Here is a 23,327-nt window from a genome sequence, read left to right as displayed (position 1 = left end):
GTCATCCGCGCTGCGCGCTCGTGGCGCGTGCGTCCCGCGCGGGCGCTCGACCGGCGTCCGCGGCGCGCTCCGCGAGGTAGATGGCGCGGAGCAGGGGGAAGCTTTTGACGAGGACCTCCTCGTACTCGGCCTCCGCGCTCGACTCCGCGACCACCGCGCCGCCGCTGCCGAAGCTGAGCCCCCGGCCGTCGGCGACGAGGGTCCGTATGGCGATGTTCATATCCATGGGGCCCTCGTACGCGAGGTACCCGATCGAGCCCGTGTACACGCCCCGCGTGCGCCGCTCGAGCGCGTCGATGATCGAGACCGTCCGGTGCTTCGGCGCGCCGGTGATGGACCCGCCGGGGAAGCACGCCTCGAGCGCGTCGAGCGCGCCCTTCCCCTCGCGGAGCGCGCCCGTGACCACCGAGGAGAGCTGGAGCAGGGTCGCGTGCTCCGTGATCCGCTGGAGCGCCTCGACGTCGATCGAGCCCATGGCGCAGACGCGGCTGAGGTCGTTGCGGACGAGGTCGGTGATCATGAGGAGCTCGGAGCGGTCCTTGTCGCTGGTCGCGAGATCGCGGCGCAGGGCCAGCGTCTCTTCCTCGGTGGCGCCCTTCGGTCGCGTCCCCTTGATGGGCTCGCTGCGCACCCGCCGCTCCCGGTCGACCGCCAGGAACCGCTCCGGCGAGGACGAGAGCACCGCGCCCTCCGGCAGCCTGAGGAACGCCGAGAACTGCGCGGGGTTCGTGCGGCGCAGGACGCGGTAGAGGGCGAACGGATCCAGCGAGGTCCGTACGTGGAACTCGTTCGTGAGGCACACCTCGTACGTCTCGCCCTCGCGGATCTCGCGGAGGATGGCCTCGATGGCGTCGAGGTGCTCCCGGCGCGAGAGGCGCGGCGCGCGCGCGATCCGGTCGGCGAAGCCCTCCGGGACGGGCGGCAGGAGCGGCTCCGAGAGCGCTGGGAGGCCCTGGAGGCGCGCCGCGATCTCGTCCAGCCACGGTCCGGACGGGGGCGACGCAGGCTCGTCGGCGTCGATCGCGTCGATCGCGTCGATCGCGCACGCGTACACCGCGCGCTCGACGTGGTCGAAGGCCAGGATCCGCCGCGCGATCATCATCGCGCTGTCCGGGAGCGCGCGGCGCGGGTGAGCGGACGCGCCGAAGCCGAGGTGCTCCTTGAGCTCGTAGCCGAGGTAGCCCACGAGGCCACCGGTGAAGTGGAAGGGCAGGCCGCTCGCATCGAGCGATATCGAGGCGAGCTCCCGCCGGAGCGCGACGAACGGGCTCCCCTCGGACGTGGTCGAGGTGAGGGCGTCCCCAGGGCCGCCGGCGCTCCACCGCGTCACGGCGGCGCCGCGGCTCTCGATCGCCTCGGTCGCGCTCCCCATGAACGAGAAGCGCCCGTCGCGGCCGGCCGCGCTCGAGTCGAGCCAGAACGCGTAAGGCGCCGCGGCGAAGAGCCCGGCGAAGGCCCGCTCGGGATCGACCCACGGGAGCCGGAGGTGACGCATGCGCCCGCGTCGCCGCGCGCCCGCCGGCGCGCCCGGCGCGCAACCACCCAGCGCGCCTGCGGAGAGGCCCGGCGCGCGCGCGATCCGGTGGAGCGCCGCGCCCCTCCGGTCGCGCGGCGTGTTCATGGCGATAGTTCTGAAGTTGCCGATGATTCTCTTGCCGTGCTCGGTGCCGATCGACTCGGGGTGAAACTGCACGCCGTAGAACGGCCGGTCCTTGATCTTGAGGGCCATGATGAGCCCGTCGCCGCGCGTGCGCGCGGTCACCTGGATCTCCGCCGGCAACTCGCCGTCGCCGACGATGAGCGAGTGGTAGCGCACCACCTGGAACGGGCTGGGCACGCCCTCGAAGAGCCCGGCGCCGTCGTGCTCGATCTCCACGATCTTGCCGTGCATGACCCGCGGGGCGTGCTGGACGCGCCCGCCGAAGCGCGCGGCGAGCCCCTGGTGGCCAAGGCAGACGCCGAGGATCGGCGTCCCGGCGAGGGCCTCGATCACCTCGGCGCAAACGCCGAAATCGGCCCGTCGCTCCGGGCGGCCGGGGCCGGGCGAGATGACGATGCTGTCGAGCTCCAGGCCCTCGATCTCGGCGAGCGAGAGGCTGTCGTTCTTGACGATGATCGGCTCCTCGCCGCTCACCTCCCAGAGGTACTGCCCGAGGATGTGGGTGTACGAGTCGTAGTTGTCGATGAGGAGTGTCTTCACGGCGAAGCTCGCCTCGGGGCCCGCATCGAGGCCGTCGATGCAGGCGAGCCGGCGCGGATCCCGGCTCGGGTGAGGCGCCCCGGCGGCGGGCGCGGCATCAGGGGCGGATGATGGCCGCGAGCATGGCCTGGAGCTTGAGCTGCGTCTCGACCAGCTCCGCCTCGGCGCTAGAGCCCGCGACGACCCCGACGCCCGCGACCATCCGCGCGCGCGCGCCGTCGACCGTGGCGCTGCGGATGCCGATGAACCAGTCGCCGTCGCCGCGGGCGTCGACCCAGCCCACGAGCCCCGCGTAGAGCCCGCGCCGGATGCCCTCGTGGGCGCCCAGCCAGGCCTCCGCCGCCTCGCGCGGCGTGCCGCACACGGCGGGCGTCGGGTGAAGCCGCGCGGCGAGCGTGAGGGCGTCCGGCGCCGCCTCCGCGAGCTGGCCGTGGATCGGGGTGCCGAGGTGCATCACGTTGCGCAGGCTCAGGATCGACGGCTCGCTGGGGACCTCGAGCGACGCGCACTCGGGCGCGAGCGCGGCGGCCACGGCGTCGACCACGAAGCGGTGCTCGCGCTGGTCCTTGGCCGAGCGCCGCAGGACCTCGGCGAACCGGCGGTCGGCGTCGACGTCGGCGGAGACCGCGTAGGTGCCGGCGAGGGGGTGCGAGGAGACGGCGCGCCCGCGGCGGGAGAGCAGGAGCTCGGGGCTCGCGCCGAGGAAGCCGTCGACGTGGAAGATCGCGCACGAGGGGTAGAGCGCGGTCAGGCGGCGCAGGACCTCCTCGACGACGATGGGGCGGTTCGCCTCGACGTCGACCGCGCGGGCCAGCACGACCTTGGAGAGGGCCCCCTGCTGGATGTCGGCCACCGCGCGCGCGACGCGCCCGCACCACTCCTCGTGCGGGAGCGCCGAGCGGAGCGTGAAGCTGTCGGGCGAGCGCCGGTGGTCCTCGGCCCGCGCCAGGTGCGGCGCCGGGGCGGCGCCCTCGCCGATGGTCGTGACCCATGCGGTCCCGTCGGGGGCCGCGCCGACGATCTGGGCCGGCACGACGAGCGCGGCCGGCTCCGTCCGGTCGAACGGCAGGGCGCCGAGCGCCACCGGGCCGCAGCCCGGGCGGCCCACGGCGTCGGTGGGCTCGATGGACGCGAGCGCCTCCTTGATCCACGCCACGCCGCCCTCGATGCCGTGCGGCAGCTCCAGGCGGGCGGCGACCCCGTGCGCGATCAGCTGGATGCCGGGGTGCAGCCAGACGCGCGCGCCGTCTCCCATGAGCGACGAGACGCCGCCGGGCAGCTTCGCGAGCGTGTCGGCGTCGAGCCGGAAGGTGCGGGCGACGAGCCGCGCCGCCTGGCGGGGGGCGTCGGCCGAGGAGGAGAACGTCAGGGGAGTCATGCACCGCCGTGCGCAGGCCGGTTCGGGCTCGTCCTGCTCGGCAGGACCAGCCTGGAGCCAGCAGGCCACGAGCCCGCGGCACCGTGCCGGATCGCGAGCGCCGGCCACGCAGCATCGGCTCTACCGCCTCCGGAAAGGCTCCGCAAGCGCAAAGCAGCCCACGTTCAGGGCGCGCGCGACGCGCGTCTACCGCTGAATTGCCGCTGAAATTGCGCTTCGAGGCGAGGTGGTGGCGTCGGCGCACGCGCGCGCGCACGTATTGCGCGCGTTGTCTCCGCGCGACGCAGGCGCATCGCGTTTCGTCTCACCTCATCTCGCCGCCAGCGCGCGTCGTGTCGCGTCTCGCGGCCAGCGCTGATGTCTCGTCTCACCTCACCTCGCCGCCAGCGCGCTTCGCGTCTCCGAGCAGCGCATCGCGCCACGCGCCTTCGCCAGGCGCTGCGTGCGGCGCGCCGCGCGCCGTCTGCTGTGCTGCGCTGCCAGCGATCAGCGAGCAGAGCAGTGCCGAGCAGCGCGCGCTCCGTCCCGTCTGTGATCGACGGCTCTTTCCTGGGCTTTTTACCCCTGGAGAGGCGGCGCGATCCCTTGCCCCCGAGCGCGCATCTGGTCGATGCTGCCGCGGGCACTCGCCCTTCGCGGCGCGGGCGTGAGCGGCGCGTCTCGATAGCTCTGCCGGCCACCGGGAATGCGAAAATTCTCCAGAACAGAGCTCAGAAAGGATCCTGCGATGGACCCCACTCGGCAGCATGATCTCCGCGCATGGCGAACCGCAGCGCTGCTCCTCTTCGTCGTCGGGCTGTGCGCCTGCCGCGGAGACAAGAGCCCGCCTGCCCGCGAGAACCCCCCTGGCGCCGCGGCCACGACGGCGGCCGCGGTATCGGAGGCGCCGGGCGAGAAGGCGATCAAGGCGCAGCCCCCCGCCGTGCCGAACGCCGCCGAGGCGAAGCGATACGCCGGCAGCAAGCTCAAGTATTACAGCGAGCCGGTGGGCGTGGGCGCCGAGCTCGACAGGGTGATGATCCAGCAGTTCCAGAAGGACACCGGCATCGAGGTGACGATCATCCCCCGTCCCAAGGACGCGACCGAGACCTACTCCGTCTACCAGCGCCTCTTCCAGGCGCAGTCCGGGGACATCGACGTCATGATGCTGGACGTCATCTGGCCCGGCGCCTTCGCGCAGAACCTCGTCGATCTGAGCGAGAAGCTCGGCGAGGCGGCGAAGCAGCACATCGAGAGCATCGTCCAGAACAACACGGTCGACGGCAAGCTCGTCGCGATGCCGTGGTTCACCGACTTCGGGCTGCTCTACTACCGCACCGACCTTCTGGAGAAGTACGGGTATCAGAAGCCGCCGGAGACGTGGGACGAGCTGGAGCAGATGGCGAAGAAGATCCAGGACGGCGAGCGGGCGGCGAGCCCGAACTTCCTCGGCTTCGTCTGGCAGGGCAAGGCCTACGAGGGGCTGACGTGCAACGCGCTGGAGTGGATCGCCTCCCACGGCGGCGGCGCGATCATCGAGGAGGGCAAGATCACCGTGAACAACCCGGAAGCCCAGAAGGCGCTCGCGCGCGCCAGGGGCTGGGTGGGCTCGATCTCCTCCGCCGGCGTGACGAGCTACGAGGAAGAGGACGCGCGCAACGCGTTCCAGGGCGGCAACGCCGCCTTCATGCGCAACTGGCCTTATGCCTACGCGGCGGGCAACGCCGAGCGGTCGCCGATCAAGGGCAAGTTCGCGGCGGGCCCGCTGCCGCACGAGCCCGGACAGAAGAGCGCGGGCACCATCGGCGGATGGCAGCTCGCGGTGTCGAAGTTCTCGCCGAACAAGGACGCGGCGATCGAGCTCGTCCGCTACATGACGAGCCCCGAGGCGCAGCGGTTCCGCGCGACCGCGGGCTCCTTCCTCCCGACGATCCGGTCGGTGCAGCAGGACGCGGAGGTGGTGAAGTCGCTGCCCTTCCTGGCGAGCGCGAAGGACATCGCGCTCGTGCCGCGCCCCTCGAACAGCACCGGCGCCCGGTACAACGAGGCGTCGATCGCCTTCTTCCAGGGCGTGAGCCAGGTCCTGCAGGGCAAGGAGCCGAAGGCGGTGCTCGGGCAGGTGGAGCAGCGGCTCACGCGCGCGCTTCGCTGACACCGCGCGCCGCGCGCCGCGCGCCGCCCTCGCGCGCCTCGCCCACCGGTGGCACGGCGCGCGGCGCGCGGCGCGGCCCACGAGATCTCCCGGCCACACCACCTCGCGAGAACGGATATCCCATGAGCATGCCGGCGAACCCAGCGGCCACGAGCGCGGCGGCCCCTCCAGACCACCCGTCGCTCGACGCGCGGCGACAGCGGCGCGCCTGGCTGTTCCTCCTGCCGACGCTCGCGGTCGTCGCGTTCATCGCCCTCTACCCCCTCGCCGAGACGTTCTACCTGAGCTTCACGAACGCGCGCCTCGGCACCGGGGAGCCGGCCAGGATCATCGGGGCGCAGAACTACGTCGATCTCGTGCAGGACAGCTACTTCCACGACGCGGTCCTGCTCACGGTGCTCTTCACGGTCGTCACCGTGCTCGGCGAGCTCGCGCTCGGGCTCGGCGTCGCGCTCGTCGTCAACTCCCGCTTCAAGGGGCGCTCGGCGGTGCGCGCGGCCATGCTCATCCCCTGGGCCATACCGACCGTCATCTCGGCCCAGATGTGGAAGTGGATGTACAACGACGTCTACGGCGTCTTCAACGACCTGCTCGTCAACCAGCTCGGCGTCCTGGACCGCAACATCGCCTTCGTCGCCGATCCTGCGGTGTCGTTCTGGGCCGTGGCGCTCATCGACGTCTGGAAGACGACGCCGTTCATGGCGCTCCTCCTCCTCGCCGGGCTGCAGCTCATCCCGCACGATCTGTACGAGGCCGCGCGGGTCGACGGCGCGACGGCGCTCCAGCAGTTCACCCGGATCACGCTGCCGCTCCTCAGGCCCGCGATGCTGGTCGCGCTCATCTTCCGCACGCTCGACGCGCTCCGGGTGTTCGACGTCTTCTTCGTCATGTTCGGCAACCGGCCGGACATGCAGACCATGGCGACCTACGCGCAGCAGACCCTCGTCAGCGTCTCGGACATCGGCTACGGCTCGGCGATCTCCGTCGCGCTCTTCCTCATCATCGCGGTGTTCATCATGATCTATCTCGCGGTGTTCCGCGCCGAGGAGGTGTGAGATGAGCGGCGCTTCGCGAGGCGCAGGGCGGCGCCGTTCGCTGGGACAGGGCGCCTTGCGGGCCCTGCTCTACCTGCTCGTTGCCGCGGTGCTCGTGTTCACCGTCTTCCCGTTCGTCTGGGCGTTCGTCTCCTCCATCAAGCCCGACGACGAGCTCTTCACGACCCCGGTCCGCTACTGGCCCGGCCGCGCGACGCTCGAGAATTACCGCCTCGTGCTGGCGAACGGCGAGTTCCAGACGGCGCTCCTGAACAGCGTGATCGTCGCCGTCTCGGTCACCGCGGTGTCGCTCGCCGTGGGCTCGCTGGCCGCCTACGCGCTGGGGAGGTTCCGCTTCCGAGGGCGCAGCCTCGTGCTCTACGTGGTCCTGGGGATGACCATCTTTCCGCAGATCGCCGTCCTCGGCGCCCTGTTCCAGATGATCAACTTCTTCAAGCTGTACAACCAGCTCCCCGCGCTGATCCTGACGTACCTCATCTTCACGCTCCCCTTCACGGTGTGGGTGCTCACCGGCTTCATGAAGGCGATCCCGCGCGAGATCGAGGAGGCGGCCTATGTCGACGGCGCGACGCACTGGCAGGTGTTCACCCGGGTCATGCTGCCGCTCTCGGTCCCCGGGATGGCGACGACGGGCATCCTCGCCTTCATCGCCGCCTGGAACGAGTTCCTGTTCGCGCTCTCCTTCACCCAGACGCCGGACAAGCGCACCGTGACCTATGCCATCCAGGCGTTCTCGACGACGAGCAGCGGGCTCTACGAGATCCCCTGGGGGCAGACCATGGCGGCCTCCATCGTCGTGACCGTGCCGCTCGTGGTGCTGACGCTGGTCTTCCAGCGGCGGATCCTCGCGGGGCTCACGGCGGGCGCGGTGAAGGGCTGACGGCGCGTCGGGCGGCGCGGGCGGCGGATCACGCGCGCCCCCACGGGAAGCGCAGCCAGCGAGGCCCGTAGGCGGCGCCGAGGTCGCGCAGCCCCGAGAGCAGCACGCCTGCGGCCATGAGCGGCAGGATCACGCGGAGCGAGAGCGGCGCGTCCCAGCGGGAAAAGCCGGTGGGGCCGCGCGCCCAGCGCCAGATCTCGGGGACGAGGTGGGCGAGCGCGCCGCCGTAAATGATGCCCATCACGGCGTGCATCACCCGCTCTCCCGGGTAGACGCCGCCGAGCGGCCTCCGGACCGTGTCCTCGACGACGAAATCGCGGAGCGTGATCGCGATCTCCGCGAGGAGCAGCGCCGCGAGCGCCCACGCGGCGAGCCCCTCCCAGCGCACGAACGGCAAGGAGGCGAAGAGCACCGCGTACAGGAGATCGCGCACGCCGTGAAGGACAAGCTCGGGCGCCGTGCCCGGCACGCCGCCGGGCAGGCGCGCCCGCCACTCGTGGTAATAGAGCGTGTCGAAGGCGCCGAGCGCGCCCTGCACGGCGAGGAGCACGAGCGCCGTGATCATGCGCGGGGCTCCGGCGCGCGGGGCTCCGGCGCTGACAGCGCGGTCGACTCCGGCGTGGACCCGCCGGCGCGAGCGGGGGGCGCCTCGCCGCCCGCCTCGTTCGCCACGCGCCCCTCGTACGCGACGAGCAGCCCGGCGATCGGCGCGAAGATCCGCACGTCGACGTGGACCTCGTCCTGGAGCGGCCCGGCCCGCCCCTCGATCCGCGGGGCGAGCCACCGGGGCAGCGGCAGGCCGAGGCGGCGGAGCCCGAGCGTCGACCGCACCTGCTCGAACACGAGCGCTCCGCCCTCGGCGCGGAGCCGGAACCAGCACTGGACGAGGCCGAGCCCCTCCACCAGGAGATCACCCGCGCGCCACTGCGAGGAGAAGAGCGGGCGAACCCCGAAGGTGCGGAGCCACCGCTCGCCGTCGCCCGCCGGCTCGACGGCGAGCGTCACGGCCACGTCCTCGGCCGCCTCCGGCATGCGCAGCAGGCCGGCGACCAGGCGCGCCGCGAGCCCCCGGCCGCGCCGCACGCGGAAGCGGCCGCGAGCGCGCACGCCGCCCGCGTGGAGGCGCTGCACCGGCGGCGCGAGCGCGGCCCACGCGGCGCCGAGGAGGGCAGGGTAGAGAGCAGGCGCTGGAACACCCCGCGCCGCGCTCGAGCAGGACGCGGGAGCTCCCCGGGGTCGACTGTCCGGCTCCCCGGCGGAGCCGCGCATCAGGCATCCTCTGGGAGCATCTCCCGCGGCACCGCAGGGCTCCTCGGGGCGACGGCCGCGTCGGCGAGATCGCGGATCTTGACGATGATCGCGTCGTCTGTGTCGCTCCGCGCCTCCTCGCAGTACGATCGGATCTGCCAGAGCAGCTTGCGGGTGCGCCGCAGCTCGAAGACGAGCCATCGGGTCTCCGGCTTCGCCTCCTGCGGGTGGCGCTCCAGCTCGACCTCGATCTCGCGGATGCGCTCCTCGATCTGCTCTCCGGTCGGGAGGATGCGGCCGTTTCCGTGGCAGTCCTTGCACAGATAGGGGCCGGAGTCCGTGTTGATCTCGCCTTCGCCATAACAGCTCGCGCACGTCACCAGCTCGTAGGAGTTCATGGGGCGCACTCTATCCGATCCCATGCCGTGCTCGCGACCGGCGTCGCCGTCGTTCGATCGGTCGCTCGGTCGCGCCACGGGCGGCGGCGTCGTGCTCTCCCGCGTGGCAGGCGGTGACGCCTCCGCCATGGAACGCGCGCCGTCGCGACCGGCGTCTCTCGCAGGCGCCGGGGGCCTGGCCGTCTGGCGGTCTCGCCCTCGCGGCGATTTCGCCCAAGGCCACGGAGCTCTGCGCGTCCTAATTCCGCTTGCGCCGTTCCTTGCGGTAATGGGAGGCATCCTGTGACCTGCCCTCATCCCTCGCGTCGGGGCGCGCTGTGCGTCCTGGCCGTGTGCGCCTTTTCCCTCGGCTGGCCGAGCGTCGTCGTGGCCGCCCCGCTCCCGCGGCTCGCGGTCCAGCGGGCGCCCGCTGCGGCCGACTGCCCGGACGCGCCGTCGCTCGCCGTCGCGGTCGAGCGGGTGATGGAGAGGCGGGCTCTCGACCCCGTGAGCACCGCCGGCGCCCCTGCCGGCGACACGCCGGCGAACGCGGGCGGCGCCCCTCCTCGCGACGCGTCAGCGAACGCGGGCGGCGGCCCTCCTGTCGACACGTCAGCGAACGCAGGTGGCGCCCTGGCGAGCGCGGACGGGGCGACCGAGATCGAGGTCCGCTTTCTCCACGACGGTGCCACGTACACCGCCATCCTTCAGGCAGGTGGTCGCACGCGGCAGCTCTCGTCCGAGGTGGGGGCGTCCTGCGGCGAGCTCGTCGAGGCCGTGGCGCTGACCCTCGCCATCCTGCTCGACAGCGATCCGCCTGCGTCGGCCCCTGTCGCGCCTGCGCCGGCAGCGCCCGCGCCGGCCCCTGTCGCGCCCGCGCTGGCTCCTGTCGTGCCGGCGCCGCCGCGTCCTCCGCCTCGGGCGGCGCGCGGGGACGTCTCGATGGAGCTCGGCGCCGCGCAGACCGTGGGCATGCTCGATCCCTTCCGGGCGGCCGCGATCGCCGATGTCTCCCTGCGGCGCCGCGCATGGTCCGCTGGCGTCGGTGGGGTATGGCTGCCCCCCCAGGACACCGAGCTCGCGCCGGGCGTCGTCTCCCTCGGGCTCGGCGCCGCCACGGCGCGCGGCTGCGCGACGATCGCGGGCGATCTCGACGGCCTCCGGCTCTCGGCCTGCGCGGCGGCGGTGCTGGGCGCCGTTTACGGGTCCGGCAAGGGGTTCGTCCCGGACCGCGAGGCCTCCGCGCCCTGGTTCGCCCTCGGCGGCTCGGCCGTCGCGGAAGGAACCCTCCTCGGATCCAGCGCGCTGGGCTGGTCCGCGCGCGCGACGCTCCTCGCGCCGGTCGCGCGGGCGCGCTTCACGGTCGAGCGCCGCGCGCGCGACGAGGCCGGCGCGCCCCTGACGCAGGACGTGGCGCTCGACCCCTCCCCGGTGGGCCTGCTCGTCGGCCTGAGCGCCCGCGTGTCGATTTTTTGATGGCGAGCCACGGAACCCGCCACGGAGGTGATGGGCATGGCGAGAAGCGGCAGGACAGGATGACCTTCGGAGAGGTCTATGCGCAGCACTTCCGGTTCGTGTGGCGATCGCTGCGCCGCCTCGGCGTGCCCGAGAGCGACGTCGCCGACGCGGTCCAGGACGTGTTCCTGGTCGTCCATCGGCGGTTGTCCGAATTCGAGGGTCGGTCCAAAATTACGACCTGGCTCTACAGCATCTGCTTTCACGCCGCCCGTGACCGGCGCAAGCTCGCGCATATGAGGCGGCGTGCTCACGACGACGAGCCGCTGCTCGACTGCGCCGATGACCGGGCCGACGTCGGCGCGGAGGCGGAGCGGCGGCAGGCGATCACGCTGCTCGAGGCGATCCTCGACGAGCTGCCCCTCGAGCAGCGCGCCGTGTTCACGCTCTTCGAGCTCGACGGCATGGGCGGCGAGGAGGTCGCCGAGCTGCTCGACGTCCCGCTGGGGACCGTCTACTCGCGCCTCCGCCTCGCCCGCGATGCGTTCCGCCGCGCCGTCGCGCGCCTGAAGGCGCGCGACGAGTTCCACGTGGGCGGGCCTCGGGTCACCACGCGGTCGCAGCCCGTGTTGAAGGCGGCGGCTGCCGAGCGCGCGCCGGTGCCCGAGGGGCATCCCTCGGTCGTCCTTCCGCTGCCGGAGGTGGAGCGGCAACCCGTCTGGAAGCGCGCGGGAGGGGAGCGATGAGCGATCCGGTGCGCTGGCTCGACGCCGAGGCGAACGCGCTCGAGACGGAGCGTGAGCTCCTGCGAGCAGCGCCGTCGGCGGACCCGCCCGACGGGGCGCAGGAGCGGATGTGGGCCGCGATGGCCGCGCAGATCGGCCTCGCCGGAGCCGCCGGGCTCGGAGGGGCTCAAGGCGCCGCGGGAGGGGCGCTCCCGGCGAACGTGGGCGGCGCGGCGAGCGCGGGCGGCGCGGCGAGCGCGGCGGCGGGTGCTGGCGAGATCGCCGCGGCTGTGTCCGCGGGCAAGGTGGTCTCCGCTGCGACGGGCGCCGGCGCTGGCGGCGCGGCGGTGACCGGCGGCGTGGCCGCAGCGGCGGGCGCTGCGGGTATCCTGAAGGCGATGCTGTTCGGCGCCGCCTGCGGGGGCCTGATCGTCGCCGGCTATGTCGTCGTGGCCCCGTCGAGCGAGGCGCCGCCGGCTCGGATCGTCGAGGTCGCAGAGGTCGTCGCGGCGCCGGCATCCGCGCCGGTTTCGCCGCCGGAGGGCCGTGAGCCTGCCGCGCAGGCCGAGCCGGCACCTGCCGAGCCGCCGCCTGTCGAGCTGGCGCCGCCGGCCGAGCCGCCGCCGGTCGAGGCGCCGCTGCGATCCAGGCCGCCGCCGCCGGCCGAGGCGCCGCTGCCGGACAGGTCGCCCGCGCGGACCGGCCCCCGCGCGGCCGCGACGCCCGCGAGGCCGGGCGCGCCGCTATCGGAGCGCGCCGCGAGCGCGAGGCCCGCGACCGGGGCGGACGTCCTCGAAGCGGCGCCCGCGCCGGAGCCTACAGGCGCGGAGGGCGCCTCCAGCCCGGGGCTGCGGGAGAGCCGGCTGCGCGAGGAGCTGACGCTCCTCGGCGACGCGCGCGCGGCGCTCCGGCGCGGCGATGCCTCCGGCGCGCTGAGGATCGCCGAGCAGGCGCGGCTCCGCTTCCCCGGCGGCGCTCTGGCGCAGGAGCGCGAGGCGCTCACCATCGAGGCGCTCTGGCAGAGCGGCGATCGCGCGGCGGCTGCGCAGCGCGCGTCGGCGTTCCTCCTCGCCTATCCGTCGAGCCCGCACGTCCCCCGTCTCCGCTCCTTTACCCCCTAGAGCGGGGGCGATCGGGGGGATAGGCGTTAACCAAGCCTCGCGCCGCGTTCTCCTACATCCGAACGTTTACGTGGTCGTGGTCGTTTACGTGGTCGTGGTCGTTTACGTGGTCGTGGTCGTGGTCGTTTACGTGGTCGTGGTCGTGGTCGTGGTCGTCAACGGTAGGCCGTGAACGACCACGACCACGTAAACGTTCACGTTCACGTAAACGTAAACGTTCACGTTGGTGCCCGATGGTGAGGTGGAGCGGGGCGGGCTTCGTGTCCTGAGCGTGACCGAACGAGCTTGGTTAACGCGTATGGGCGGGGCGGGAAAGAGGGCTGTCCGTCTCGTTTTGGGGCCAGGTGGTTTTTTTGAAATGGGAAGCGGGGCGGGCGTCCCTTCACGTTCGGTCACTGCCGGTGTTGGACGGCGCGTCACGGCACCGCGCAAGGAGGAATTATGTCTTCGAGACTATCAAGAGCACTGTCGCCCTTTCTCGTCCTGAGCGCCGTCTCGCTCGTGGCATGTCAAGTCGAGGTATCCCTCGGCGGGGCCGGCTCCAGCTCCACCACCAGCTCGGGAATCGGCGGCAGCGACGGTGTCGGGGGCAGCGGCGGCAGCGGCGGCAGCGATGCTACCGTGGGTAGCGGGGGCGACTCCAGCACGGGCGCAGGCGGCTGGGTTCCGCCGCAGTTCACGCCGGACAAGGTCGATCTCCTCTTCGTGGTCGACAACTCCGGCTCGATGGCGGACAAGCAGGAACTGATGCGCCTGGTGCTCGCCGACTTCGTCGACGGCATGACCAACCCGCTCTGCGTGGATCCGACCGGTGCTGCTCCCCCCGTCCAGCCCCCGAGCGGGTTGAGCGCATGCCCCGCAGGCACATTGCGCGTGCGCACTCCGGTGCAGGACATGCACATCGGTGTCATCAGCAGCAGCCTCGGCGGCCACGGGTCGAGCGCCTGTCAGGCGGCAACGTCCGCTTCGAACGTCGACATGGCCCGCCTCCTCGCGCGCTCCAATGAGACGAGCGAGAACGACCTGCCGACCTACCAGGACAAGGGCTTCCTCGTGTGGGACCCGACCGGAAGCCACGTCCCTGCGGGAGACTCCGATCCGGTGGCGCTCGCCGAGAAGCTCAGCGACATCGTGCAAGGGGTCGGGCAAGCCGGGTGCGGCTTCGAGGCGCCGCTGGAGAGCTTCTATCGCTTCCTCGTCGATCCCGAGCCGTATGCGACGATCTCCGTGTCGTCGCCGAGCGAGAACGCTATACCGGCAGGAATCGACACGACGCTCCTGGCGCAGCGGAAGGCCTTCCTCCGGCCGGATTCGCTCCTGCTCATCGTGATGCTCTCCGACGAGAACGACTGCTCGATCAGGGACGAAGGCAAGAACTACCTCGTCGCCGAGATGGGAGCGGGCTTCAGGATGTGGCGGCCGCGGAGCGAGTGCGCCGCCGACCCGAACGATCCGTGCTGCAGGTCCTGCTACCAGAAACAGGACGGTTGCCCCAGCGATCCGGTCTGCTACGGCCCCGATGGCAACGCCGCCAGGCTCACCGCGGCGGAAGACCCGGTGAACCTCCGGTGCTGGGACCATAAGCGCCGCTTCGGGTTCGACTTCCTCTACCCGGTCGATCGGTACACCCGGGCGCTCACGGAGCCCACGGTGGTGTCGAGGAGCGGAGAGCTCATGCCGAACCCGATCTTCTCGGATCTGGACCCGAGCGACGACAACACCCGGACCCGAGGGCCGCAGCACATCGTGTTCACCGGCATCGTCGGCGTGCCGTGGCAGGACCTCGCGCGCCAGAACGCGCTCGGCCAGCCCGATCTCCTGGGCGGCCTGAACCAGTTCGGCCAGCCGGTCGGCGGGCTCAAGAACGCCGCCGAGCTCGCCGACCCGCCGTCCGGCACGACCCTCAGCAGCACCTGGGAAGCTATCCTCGGCGATCCGGCGAACTACGTCCCCGCCGCGGATCCGCTCATGGTCGAGTCGGCGGCGCCCCGCTCGGGCATGAACCCGATCACCGGCGACGCGATCGTCCACCCGAGCTCCGCGGGTTGGAACGCGATCAACGGCCGCGAGTACACGATCCCGACGGGGAGCACTGGAGATCTCCAGTACGCCTGCATCTTCCCCCTCGCCGAGGAGCGCATTTGCGACGGTGCGGCCCAGTCGTGCGATTGCAGGCCGATCACCGGCGCGCCGAGCGACAACCCGCTGTGCAAGCCGGAAGGCACGAACGACCCGGCGGATCCCGGGGCGCGGTCCACGACGCAGGACCACGCCAAGGCCTACCCTGGCCTCCGCGAGCTGCAGCTGATCCGGAGCCTCGGGGAGCGCGGGGTCGCCGGCTCGATCTGCCCGAGGCAGCTGGTCGACACCTCGTCGCCTGACTACGGCTATCGGCCGATCATGAACGCCGTGCTCGACCGGCTCTCCACCGCGCTCTGACGCGTCGGCGCCCCCGTCGACGCGGCCCGCCCAGGGGCGGCGCGCGGAATGCATACAATGCATACGCCGCCCCTGGGCTCGCGGAGGAGACGACTTCCGCGCCCGCCCGCGGATCCTCCCGTCAAGCCGTTGGCACAACCGCGACACAGCAAGACGCCGCGATCGCGGTGCCCGCGCCGAGGACCGCGCGCTCCGCCCGAATTGCGTCCGCTTCCCGTGGCACCGAAGCTGCTTCATGGTGGGGTTCGGACAAACGCAACGCGGAGGTTCTGATGCGCCACAAAGGGATGGCTCTCTTGCTCATCGTGATCGGGCTCGTGGGCTGCCACAGAGACGGCGGCGGCGACACCGGTGAGCCGCCGGATCCGCCCGGATCAGAGACGTGCGGCGGGTTCCTCGGGACCCCTTGTCCCGACGGGCTCGCCTGCGTCGACGATCCGAGCGACGACTGCGACCCCGAGCACGGCGGCGCGGACTGTCCCGGCGTGTGCGTCGAGGACCCGCCGACGACGATGTGCGGCGGATTCGCGGGTTTCCCGTGCCCCGACGGGCTCGAGTGCGTCGACGATCCGAGCGACGACTGCGACCCGGCGCGCGGCGGGGCGGACTGCGGCGGCATCTGCGTGGAGCCGACGCCCAAGCCGCCGTTTTGCGGGGGGTTCGCGGGGATCGAGTGCCCCGAGGGGCTCGAGTGCATCGACGATCCGAGCGACGACTGCGACCCGAAGCACGGCGGGGCGGACTGCGGCGGCATCTGCGTGGTGCCCGAGCCCCGGCCGCAGGCGTGCGGCGGCATCACGGCGCGCCCGTGCCCCGAGGGGCTCACCTGCATCGACGATCCGGGCGACGACTGCAGCCCGCCGATCGGCGCCGACTGCGGCGGCATCTGCGTCGCGCGCTGAGCCGGCGCGCGGCCGGCGCCGAAGGGGATGCGCCGCCCTGACGAACGGGCGCGCCCGCAGCGCGACGGCGCTCAGTAGCGGTGCTTCCAGAGCAGGTCGAGGCTCGTCGCCGGGTTCGCGCCGGTGGCCATCGCCGCCCGCACGGACCAGTCCCGGCGGAAGCGCCACTCGAGGCTCACCTCGGTGCGCGCCTGCGCGCCGGTGTTGCCGCCCCCGGACCCTGGCCCCTGTCCTTGCCCCGTCGGCCCCGCCTCGTAGCTCGCGCTCGCGGTCACCTGCTGCCCGAGCTGGTAGCCCACGGTCGTCTTCAGCGCGCCTTCTTCGGTCGTGCCCAGCTTCGTCTCGAAGTTCCGGAGCGGACCGATGCTCTGGAGGATCATGTTGAGCTGCGCTGACGCGAGCCCCGTCCCCACGCTGGCGGCGACCCCGCCGGCGGCGCTGCCGCCGCCCGACGCGGGCTGCTCGGACGTGCCGCCCGCCAGCGTCCCTTCCGCGAACTCCCTGCCGAGCAGGAGCTCGGCGATCACCTCGTTCTCCGGGCGCGGCGGCTCCGAACGGAAGGTGATCTTGTCCTCGGTGATCGGGTTGAGCTGCCCCACATAGTCGATGAAGATGCGCGTCCCCTCCGGCGTGTCGTGGAACGCCCTCACGTTCAGGAACGGATTCGACGGATCCCCCTGCAGGGCGACCACGCCAGGCTCGATCTCGAACTCCTTGCCGAGCACCTCGAGCCTGCCCGACACGATGTTCACGTTGCCCCGGATCTCGGTCTCCCCTGCGACCTTGATGCGGAGGGGGTGCGCCCGATCCCCCGACAGCGAGGCCCGCACCATGTCGCCCTCGACGCCGATCCTGCCCAGGTGGACCTCGATGGCGATCGGCGTGCCGCCCGCGCTCTCCTTCGCCTGCTCCGGCGGCTCGGCCGGCGCTCGCCGCGCCTCGTACTCCTCCTGGCTGAGCGGCGCCGACGTCGTGATGTCCGCGTTCTCGCCGAGCGGCTGCACGCTCCGCCCGATCGTGGGCGGCAGCGTCAGATCGAGCGAGGGCACGTCGACGCGGACGGCGATCTCCTCGGCCCGCTTCTCCGCCGCGAGCGCCACCCGGCCGCGCACCTCGCCCATCGGGACGCCCTCCAGCGCGATCGGGAGGGCCCGGCCGCTGGGGATCGAGAGCTCGGCGCGGGCGTTCCGGAACGCGAGCCCTTCCATCTGGAGGGTCGCGTTCCCGCGGACCTGGCCGTTGCCTGCGTCGGCGCGGAGGTCGTCGACGCGGAGCTCGCCGGAGGGGCTCGCGGCGACGCGGAACGAGGCGTTCTCGAACGGCTGGCCGATCGTGGCCACCTGGACGACGCCGCCCTCGAGGCGCATCTCGCCGGAGAAGCCCGCCTGCGCGCCGAGCCCGAGCCGCACCTCGCCGTCGAGCGTGCCGTCGAGCCGGTTCACCGAGCCCTGCACGAACGGCTCCAGCGCCCTAAGGCGGAAGCGATCGACCGCGAGCGACACCGAGGCGTTCCGATCGTCGGTGAGCGTCGGGATCACGTTCGCGTCCCACACCATGGGCGCCTGGGCCTTGGCCTCGAGCCGGCCGCCGTCGCGCCCCTCGAGCCGCACGCTGGCCACGGCCGCGGTGCGCCCCGCGCCGCCCGGCGGCGCGATGTCGAGCGACGCCTCGGCGGTCTCGTACCGCGCGTCGGGGCCGAGCGTGAGGCCCGGGAACTGAAGGTGCGCCCTGACCTCGGGCGCGGCCTCGAACAGCCCGCGCACGGAGATCTCGCCGCGCGCCTCGCCGCCGATCTGCATGTCGGCGAGGACGGGCACCTCCGCGAGCGGCAGATCCGCGATCTTCGCCTCGAGGCTGCCGTTGCTGAAGCGCCGAGCGGAAGGGGCCCCGCCGAGGAGGGCGGCGGCGTCCGCGCCCAGCCTCGCCTTCGCCGTCATGTACGTGATCGGTCCGCGGAACGCGTACGCGTCGAGCGCGGCGTCGCGCCCGTCATAGACGAGCAGCGTGTCGACCCGGAGCTTGCCGAAGAGCGAGGGGCCGGCCGTGCCGCCCACGTTCGCCGCCGTCGCGCGGACCACGAGCCGGGGCTCGGCGAGCTTCCCCGCGAAGTACACGTCGAGCCCCGCGGAGCCGGAGAGCACCGGCGTCCGCTTCCCGAGGGCGGCCAGCTCGGTGAGATCGTTGAGCCGGCGGCGCGGCACGCGGAGGTGCGCGGCGATCGACGTCCGCGGGAGCGCCGCGGCGGGATCGGCGAGGAGCGCCGGCAAATCGGCGTCGAGCGCGGCCGAGAGCTCCGCCACGAGCTGGCGATCGAACACCGACAGCGTGACGTGGGCGTCGCCGGTCTTCGCGTCGAGATCCCCCGCGATCCGCGCGTCGAGCTTCCTCGACACCCACGCGGGCGCGCCCGTCTGCGCGTCGATCGGCCCGGCCGCGCGCAGGCCCTCCGTGCGGACAAGGAGGCTCCGCACCGACGGGAGCCGCTCTCCCGCCTCGCGCGCCACCGCGAGGCGCGCGGTGAGCCGGCCCGAGAGCTCGCTCAGGGCGAGCTGGACCGGCGACGCCTGCGCCAGGCACCCGAGCTGCCACGCGTCGGCGTCCATGCGGGCCGAGCCGGTGACCGTCTGCCAGGTGCGCGCCGAGAGGAGCGGCCCGCGCAGCCTCGCCGCGCTCCCGTCGACCAGCACGCGCGCGATGGCGCCGTGGCACACCGGCGGGGGTGGCGCCTTCTGCTGCGACGCCGTGTCGAAGGCCGTGGTCAGCGTCTGGTCGGGCGCCGCGCCCCGGCGCTGGGCCTCCTGCGCCTGCGCGGGCGGCGGCTCGGGCGGCGCGAGCAGCCGGACCAGGCCGTCCGCCTTCAGCGCCTCCCCGTCGAGGCGCGCCGTCACGTTCATCGAGAGCCGCGGCGCCACGCCCGGGACCGAGCCGTCCTCGAGCTCGATCTGGACGCGCCCCGCGCGGCGCGCCCCCCGGCCGTGCACCGACACGTCGAGGTTGGCGAGGCCTCCTATCCCGAGCGGCGCGCCGGTGATGTCGGCGATGCGCGCGAGGTCGATCGCGGTGCCGCGGAGATCTCCCTCGATCTCGTCCCCGGCGAGCGAGAGGCTCCCCTCGATCTCCCCCACGCCGTCGCCGCGCAGCGCGAGCCCGCGGAGGGCGATCCCGCGGTCCCACGCGACGCGGGCGGCCTGCGCGGTCACCTCGTCCTCCCCGCGCGCCACCTCGACGCGGAGCTGCCGCGCCTCGCTCCGCGGCAGATCGAGGTGGGCGGAGGCCGTGATCCGGCGCTCCGCGCTGGCCAGCGACACGCGGACGCGCGGCGCCGTGACGGGCCCCGCGGCGCTCGCCGCCACGCTGCGGAACGCGTACTGCTGGGCGCGGAGGTCGGCTCCGCGGAACACGCCGTCGATCGTGAGCTTGTCGAGCGGCCCCCTGGCCTTGGCCCGGACCTCGCCGCGCCCGAGCTTCAGATCGGACCCGACGCGGAGCCCGGCGACGCGCACGGTCGCCTCGGCGTCGAGCGCCTCGTCCCTGAGCGTTCCCTCGACGTGGAGCGCGGCGCTGCCGTGGATGCCGCGCGGGACGCGCTGCACCGCGCCGAGCGACGGGATCTCGCTCTGCGCCTCGAACCTGAGCACCCCGTCTTTCGAGCGGGCGACGCTGGCCTCGATGGGCGCGCCGGGCTCGTGGATCGTCGCCGCGGCCCGCAGCGCGCCGCGCTCGAGCGTCGCGCGCGCCTCCGTCGCCGGCACGCGCTGCCCCGCGAAGACGAACGGCTCCGTCCTGGCCTCGGCGACGATGCGCGGCCCGCCCTCCTCGTCGAGGTGGATCTCCCCTCGGGCCTCCGCGCTCACCCGCGCGGCGGGCGCCGCCCCGACGAAGGCGCGCGGGTCGAGCTCCGAGATCCGCACCTCGGCGGTGATGCGCTTCGGATCGAGCGCGTCGAGCCGGGCGCTGGCGGTGACCTCGCCGGTCACGGCGTCGCTCGCGACGAGCGGATCGAGGACCGCGACGCGCGCCGTGACGGCCAGGTCCGAGAGCGCTCCGTCGGCCGTCACCAGCACCGAGAGCGGCCGGGCGAGCGGCGCGCTCGGATCGATCGCGAGGGCCGCCTCGGGCGTCACGCGCGCGGACGAGACCCGCGCCGTGAGGCGCTCGTCCTTCAGGGTCCCCTCGGCCGTGAGCGGGATCGCGCCGACGCTCCCTTCGAGCTTCGCGGTGAGCTCCATCGGCGCGTCCGCGGGCACGCTGACGCTCCCGGAGATGCTGGTCGCCTCGACCGGGACCGGCAGCAGGCGCCGCTCCGTGATGCGCACGCGCTCGAGCGCGTACCGGCTCCGGTCCGCGACGACGACGCCGCCGGCGAGGCCCTCGATCGTCGCGTCGATGGGGCTCCCTGGCGCGACGGTGCCGTGGACCGCCGCGCGATCGAGCACGACGCGCGACAGCTCGAGGCGGAGCGGCCGCGCAGGCTCGGCGGGCGGCTCCTCCGGCGGCGACGGCGTCGGCGTGAACGCCTCGGCCAGGGTGAGCGCGCCTTGCTCGTCCTGCTCGAGCAGCACGTCCGCGTCCGCGACCCGGACGAGCGGGATCGTGACGGCGAGGTCGCCGTCGCCGAGGAGGAGCTCCGTCGCGATCGACAGCGCGTTGAAGTCCGCGTGGACGCCGCTGACGCGCAGGAGCTCCGTTCCGTTCGGGTGGCTCACCGTCACCCTGGAGATGTCGGCGGTGAAGAGGCCGAGGCGGTCGACATGCTCGATCTCGATCCGTCCCTCGAGGGTGGACCGCAGGGTGTCGTTGACGAGCTGCCTTGTCAGGTTGCGGGTCGACCCGGCGTTCAGGTGGATGACGGCGCCGACCGCCGCCGCTGCGACGAAGACACCGCCCAGGCCGATCACGCTTGCCGACACCGCGGCCGCGCGGGCCAGCGCCCGGCGAAAGCGGCCTTGCCGGCGCGGGACGCCGGTGCCGGGCGCGGGAGGGAGGGCGGGAGTCTCTGGCATATCGCCTAGGGGCCGCTCCCGGCGCGCGGGAAATCGTGGCCGGGGACCTCGTGAGGCGGCGGCGCCGGGATCTCCTGCGTGTGCGCGGGCGCAGGCACCTCGGGCTGGTGCCTCGTCCCCGGATCTCCTCCGGGCTGTGCCGTCCCCGGGAGCTGGATCTCGCGGTCCGGCGACGTGCGACCGGGCGAGCCGGGGGTCGCTGGCGGCGCTGGCGGCGCTGGCGTTTCGCCGGGGGGGCTCGCCGCCGGCTGCGGCGCGCCGGGCTTCCAGGGTTCACCGTTCGGCGCGCTGTTCAACGTGCTGTTCAACGTATCGTTCCTCTCACCGTTCCGCGGTTGCGACGCGTTCTTCATGGCCTCCACCCTGTCTCCGGATCATGCCGGCATGCGGCGCCCGAGCGCGAGCGAAATCACGGCGAGCACCAGGAACGCGACGAACAGGATCTTCGCGATCGACGCGGCGCTGGCGGCGATCCCGCCGAAGCCGAAGATTGCGGCGATGATCGCGATGATGAAGAAGGTGACAGTCCAGCCGAGCATGATGTCCTCCAAGGGGGGGTCAGGGGTCGATCCGTTGTTTCGTGGAGACGACCTCAACGTGGTTCCTGATGGCGGCTGTTCGCCGCGGTTCCTTGCTGTTCCCTGCTGCTCCCTGGCTGTTGCAGTCCCCGTGCCGGCCGGCGGCAGAGGCTGTCGGCCGGCGCGTTCTCGGCGGCGCGAGGCGGCTAGCGCCGAGATCGGCCCAGCCGCTTCCGTCCGGGCACGCGTGCGGCGCTTCACGTCTGGGGCAAGATGCCTCGATCGTGACATGGTGGACCTGCGCGTAGGCGGAGCGCGGAACAGGGGCATCGGGCGAGCGCGCGCCCCTGCGCCGCGTTGCTCCGCGTCGACGGCGCCTGCACGGAGGCTCCACGCGGACGCCCTGCAACTTCCCGGAACGGGCGACTCTGGACGGGCTATAAGGACCCGGCCATGCCGAAATCGAAGGTCGCTGTGATCCGCACGTCGCCTGCGACGGTGCTCTCGGACTACCACCGGCTGATGAACCTGGCCGGTTATCAGGATGTGGTCGCCAAGGACGCCGACACGGCGCTCAAGGTGAACATCTCCTGGCACTTCTTCTACCCGAGCTCATCCACGACGCCCTGGCAGCTCGAGGGGGTCATCCGGGCGATGACGCAGGACGGGTACTCGAAGGACCTGATCCACGCCTGCCACAACCGCACGGTCGTCATCGACGCCCACCTCGGCGAGCGCGAGAACAAGCAGATCGACGTCGTGCAGGCGCACGGCCTGCGCAACGTCCACCTCTACGAAGGGGAGGAGTGGATCCCGATCGGGGACGCGGTCGGCGATCTGCGGAAGAAGTTCCTCTGTCTGAACGAGGTGTACCCGAAGGGGTTCTCGATCCCGAAGCGCTTCATCGGGGAGAACATCATCCACCTGCCGACGGTGAAGACCCACATCTTCACGACGACGACGGGCGCGATGAAGAACGCGTTCGGCGGCCTCCTGAACGAGCACCGGCACTGGACGCACCCGGTGATCCACGAGACGCTCGTGGATCTTTTGATGATCCAGAAGAAGATCCACCGCGGGGTCTTCGCGGTGATGGACGGGACGTTCGCGGGTGACGGCCCGGGGCCGCGCTGCATGGTGCCGCACGTGAAGAACGTGCTGCTCGCGTCCTCGGACCAGGTGGCGATCGACGCCGTGGCGGCGAAGCTGATGGGGTTCGACCCGCTGCGCGATCTCAAGTTCGTGCGGCTGGCGCACGACCTCGGCCTCGGGACGGGCGACGTGCGCGACATCGAGCTCGTGGGCGACGTGGACGCGGCGAACGAGCAGTGGAACTTCGATGGACCGTTCAAGGAGATGACGTTCGCCTCGCGCAACCAGCACCGCATCTACTGGGGTCCCCTGAAGAAGCCGATCGAGTGGTCGCTCAAGACGTGGCTCGCCCCCTGGGCCTACGTGGCGTCGGTCACGTATCACGACATGTTCTGGTACCCGCGCTACGCGAAGGAGAAGATGGCCCCCGTGCTGGAGAGCCCGTGGGGGCGCCTCTTCGCGAACTGGGGCAAGGTGCAGCCCGACGCGGCGGGGCGGGGCTACCCGGAGGTCGGCGAGGCGAGCCACGAGCTCGTCCGGAGCGGGGTGAAGCACTTCCTGGAGGGCATGCGCCTCGTGGGGATGGCGGTCGCGGAGTCGCCGGAGATCATGGTCCGCAAGCGGGCGCGCGCGCAGGCGGCCGGCGGGGGCGGAGCGGCGGCGGTGTAGGAGGCCGGGGGAGGTCCCTCCGCCGGGGAGCGGTCGCGGGCGCGCTGATGGGCGTCTGCGAGCCGGCCCAGGCGGGGGGCCCGCCTGCGCACGGAGAGGGTAACCCCGTGCGCCCTCGGATCGGGGTACGCTTG

The 23,327-nt window shown here is 72.7% G+C and carries 17 protein-coding genes; 9 read left to right on the top strand and 8 right to left on the bottom strand.

The features are described from left to right. Position 1: 1 nt before the first annotated feature. Both WME82_RS27580 and WME82_RS27575 read right to left on the bottom strand, forming a co-directional pair. A complete protein-coding gene (locus WME82_RS27580) occupies positions 2–2,200 on the bottom strand; it encodes a chorismate-binding protein (protein WP_438037726.1) in 2,199 nt (732 codons plus the stop codon). 97 nt (positions 2,201–2,297) lie between these two features. Next, positions 2,298–3,578 carry an isochorismate synthase gene (locus tag WME82_RS27575; protein ID WP_438037725.1) on the bottom strand — a complete coding sequence of 427 codons (1,281 nt, stop codon included), beginning with the start codon at positions 3,576–3,578 and terminating at the stop codon, positions 2,298–2,300. A gap of 727 nt (positions 3,579–4,305) precedes the next feature. On the opposite strand from WME82_RS27575, the gene WME82_RS27570 reads away from it, so the two are divergent. The 3 genes from WME82_RS27570 to WME82_RS27560 all read left to right on the top strand — a co-directional run bounded on the left by WME82_RS27570 (position 4,306) and on the right by WME82_RS27560 (position 7,644). Continuing rightward, positions 4,306–5,709 carry an ABC transporter substrate-binding protein gene (locus WME82_RS27570; RefSeq protein ID WP_438037724.1) on the top strand — a complete coding sequence of 468 codons (1,404 nt, stop codon included), beginning with the start codon at positions 4,306–4,308 and terminating at the stop codon, positions 5,707–5,709. Positions 5,710–5,831: 122 nt separating this feature from the next. Further along, complete coding sequence (locus WME82_RS27565; protein WP_437979843.1) at positions 5,832–6,764, top strand: carbohydrate ABC transporter permease; 933 nt, start codon at positions 5,832–5,834, stop codon at positions 6,762–6,764. Position 6,765: 1 nt separating this feature from the next. Further along, on the top strand, positions 6,766–7,644 hold the full coding sequence (locus tag WME82_RS27560; protein ID WP_438037723.1) for a carbohydrate ABC transporter permease: 879 nt from the start codon (positions 6,766–6,768) through the stop codon (positions 7,642–7,644). Between the two features lie 28 nt (positions 7,645–7,672). Here WME82_RS27560 and WME82_RS27555 read toward each other — a convergent pair whose 3' ends face one another. From WME82_RS27555 to WME82_RS27545, 3 genes are read right to left on the bottom strand one after another with little or no spacing between them, the layout of a single operon-like run. After that, a complete protein-coding gene (locus tag WME82_RS27555; RefSeq protein WP_437850014.1) occupies positions 7,673–8,209 on the bottom strand; it encodes a hypothetical protein in 537 nt (178 codons plus the stop codon). Beyond that, on the bottom strand, positions 8,206–8,913 hold the full coding sequence (locus WME82_RS27550; RefSeq protein WP_437911526.1) for a DUF4166 domain-containing protein: 708 nt from the start codon (positions 8,911–8,913) through the stop codon (positions 8,206–8,208). The genes WME82_RS27555 and WME82_RS27550 overlap by 4 nt, the downstream gene beginning before the upstream one ends. After that, positions 8,913–9,290, bottom strand: coding sequence for a hypothetical protein (locus tag WME82_RS27545; protein WP_437739461.1), 378 nt, complete (start codon positions 9,288–9,290; stop codon positions 8,913–8,915). The genes WME82_RS27550 and WME82_RS27545 overlap by 1 nt, the downstream gene beginning before the upstream one ends. Positions 9,291–9,656: 366 nt before the next feature. Between WME82_RS27545 and WME82_RS27540 the strand changes: the two genes are divergently transcribed. The 5 genes from WME82_RS27540 (at position 9,657) to WME82_RS27520 (ending at position 15,911) form a co-directional block, all read left to right on the top strand. Then, positions 9,657–10,745: a hypothetical protein gene (locus tag WME82_RS27540; protein ID WP_438037722.1), complete on the top strand. Its 1,089-nt coding sequence runs from the start codon at positions 9,657–9,659 to the stop codon at positions 10,743–10,745. A 59-nt stretch (positions 10,746–10,804) separates the two neighbouring features. Continuing rightward, entirely contained in the window at positions 10,805–11,470 is a 666-nt protein-coding gene (locus WME82_RS27535) for an RNA polymerase sigma factor (protein ID WP_437911524.1), read from the top strand. Further along, positions 11,467–12,570, top strand: coding sequence for a hypothetical protein (locus tag WME82_RS27530; RefSeq protein WP_438037721.1), 1,104 nt, complete (start codon positions 11,467–11,469; stop codon positions 12,568–12,570). The genes WME82_RS27535 and WME82_RS27530 overlap by 4 nt, the downstream gene beginning before the upstream one ends. Before the next feature lie 441 nt (positions 12,571–13,011). Further along, a complete protein-coding gene (locus WME82_RS27525; protein ID WP_438037720.1) occupies positions 13,012–15,009 on the top strand; it encodes a hypothetical protein in 1,998 nt (665 codons plus the stop codon). Between the two features lie 287 nt (positions 15,010–15,296). After that, positions 15,297–15,911 carry a hypothetical protein gene (locus WME82_RS27520; protein WP_438037719.1) on the top strand — a complete coding sequence of 205 codons (615 nt, stop codon included), beginning with the start codon at positions 15,297–15,299 and terminating at the stop codon, positions 15,909–15,911. 71 nt (positions 15,912–15,982) lie between these two features. Here the strand turns inward: WME82_RS27520 and WME82_RS27515 are convergent, their stop codons facing one another. The 3 genes from WME82_RS27515 to WME82_RS27505 form a co-directional block, all read right to left on the bottom strand. Continuing rightward, positions 15,983–20,914, bottom strand: coding sequence for a translocation/assembly module TamB domain-containing protein (locus tag WME82_RS27515; protein ID WP_438037718.1), 4,932 nt, complete (start codon positions 20,912–20,914; stop codon positions 15,983–15,985). A gap of 5 nt (positions 20,915–20,919) precedes the next feature. Continuing rightward, the gene (locus WME82_RS27510) at positions 20,920–21,222 is read right to left on the bottom strand and encodes a hypothetical protein (RefSeq protein WP_438037717.1); all 303 of its coding nucleotides are present in this window, start codon (positions 21,220–21,222) and stop codon (positions 20,920–20,922) included. 66 nt (positions 21,223–21,288) lie between these two features. Next, complete coding sequence (locus tag WME82_RS27505; protein ID WP_012237660.1) at positions 21,289–21,453, bottom strand: DUF1328 family protein; 165 nt, start codon at positions 21,451–21,453, stop codon at positions 21,289–21,291. A gap of 432 nt (positions 21,454–21,885) precedes the next feature. On the opposite strand from WME82_RS27505, the gene WME82_RS27500 reads away from it, so the two are divergent. Then, complete coding sequence (locus WME82_RS27500; RefSeq protein WP_438037716.1) at positions 21,886–23,193, top strand: DUF362 domain-containing protein; 1,308 nt, start codon at positions 21,886–21,888, stop codon at positions 23,191–23,193. The last annotated feature ends 134 nt before the right edge of the window (positions 23,194–23,327 follow it).

Origin of the sequence: Sorangium sp. So ce128, assembly GCF_051525245.1 — a bacterium.
GTDB classification, from domain to species: Bacteria; Myxococcota_A; Polyangia; order Polyangiales; family Polyangiaceae; genus Sorangium; species Sorangium cellulosum_B.
Note: the sequence above shows the minus strand (reverse complement) of the source record. Positions and strands in the feature narration are given on the sequence as shown.

Bases quoted from the DNA above. Each gene is read 5' to 3' on its own strand.
- WME82_RS27575 (WP_438037725.1), bottom strand. From the start codon at position 3,578: ATGACTCCCCTGACGTTCTCCTCCTCGGCCGACGCCCCCCGCCAGGCG.
- WME82_RS27570 (WP_438037724.1), top strand. From the start codon at position 4,306: ATGGACCCCACTCGGCAGCATGATCTCCGCGCATGGCGAACCGCAGCG.
- WME82_RS27565 (WP_437979843.1), top strand. From the start codon at position 5,832: ATGAGCATGCCGGCGAACCCAGCGGCCACGAGCGCGGCGGCCCCTCCA.
- WME82_RS27560 (WP_438037723.1), top strand. From the start codon at position 6,766: ATGAGCGGCGCTTCGCGAGGCGCAGGGCGGCGCCGTTCGCTGGGACAG.
- WME82_RS27555 (WP_437850014.1), bottom strand. From the start codon at position 8,209: ATGATCACGGCGCTCGTGCTCCTCGCCGTGCAGGGCGCGCTCGGCGCC.
- WME82_RS27550 (WP_437911526.1), bottom strand. From the start codon at position 8,913: ATGCGCGGCTCCGCCGGGGAGCCGGACAGTCGACCCCGGGGAGCTCCC.
- WME82_RS27545 (WP_437739461.1), bottom strand. From the start codon at position 9,290: ATGAACTCCTACGAGCTGGTGACGTGCGCGAGCTGTTATGGCGAAGGC.
- WME82_RS27535 (WP_437911524.1), top strand. From the start codon at position 10,805: ATGACCTTCGGAGAGGTCTATGCGCAGCACTTCCGGTTCGTGTGGCGA.
- WME82_RS27530 (WP_438037721.1), top strand. From the start codon at position 11,467: ATGAGCGATCCGGTGCGCTGGCTCGACGCCGAGGCGAACGCGCTCGAG.
- WME82_RS27525 (WP_438037720.1), top strand. From the start codon at position 13,012: ATGTCTTCGAGACTATCAAGAGCACTGTCGCCCTTTCTCGTCCTGAGC.
- WME82_RS27520 (WP_438037719.1), top strand. From the start codon at position 15,297: ATGGCTCTCTTGCTCATCGTGATCGGGCTCGTGGGCTGCCACAGAGAC.
- WME82_RS27515 (WP_438037718.1), bottom strand. From the start codon at position 20,914: ATGCCAGAGACTCCCGCCCTCCCTCCCGCGCCCGGCACCGGCGTCCCG.
- WME82_RS27505 (WP_012237660.1), bottom strand. From the start codon at position 21,453: ATGCTCGGCTGGACTGTCACCTTCTTCATCATCGCGATCATCGCCGCA.
- WME82_RS27500 (WP_438037716.1), top strand. From the start codon at position 21,886: ATGCCGAAATCGAAGGTCGCTGTGATCCGCACGTCGCCTGCGACGGTG.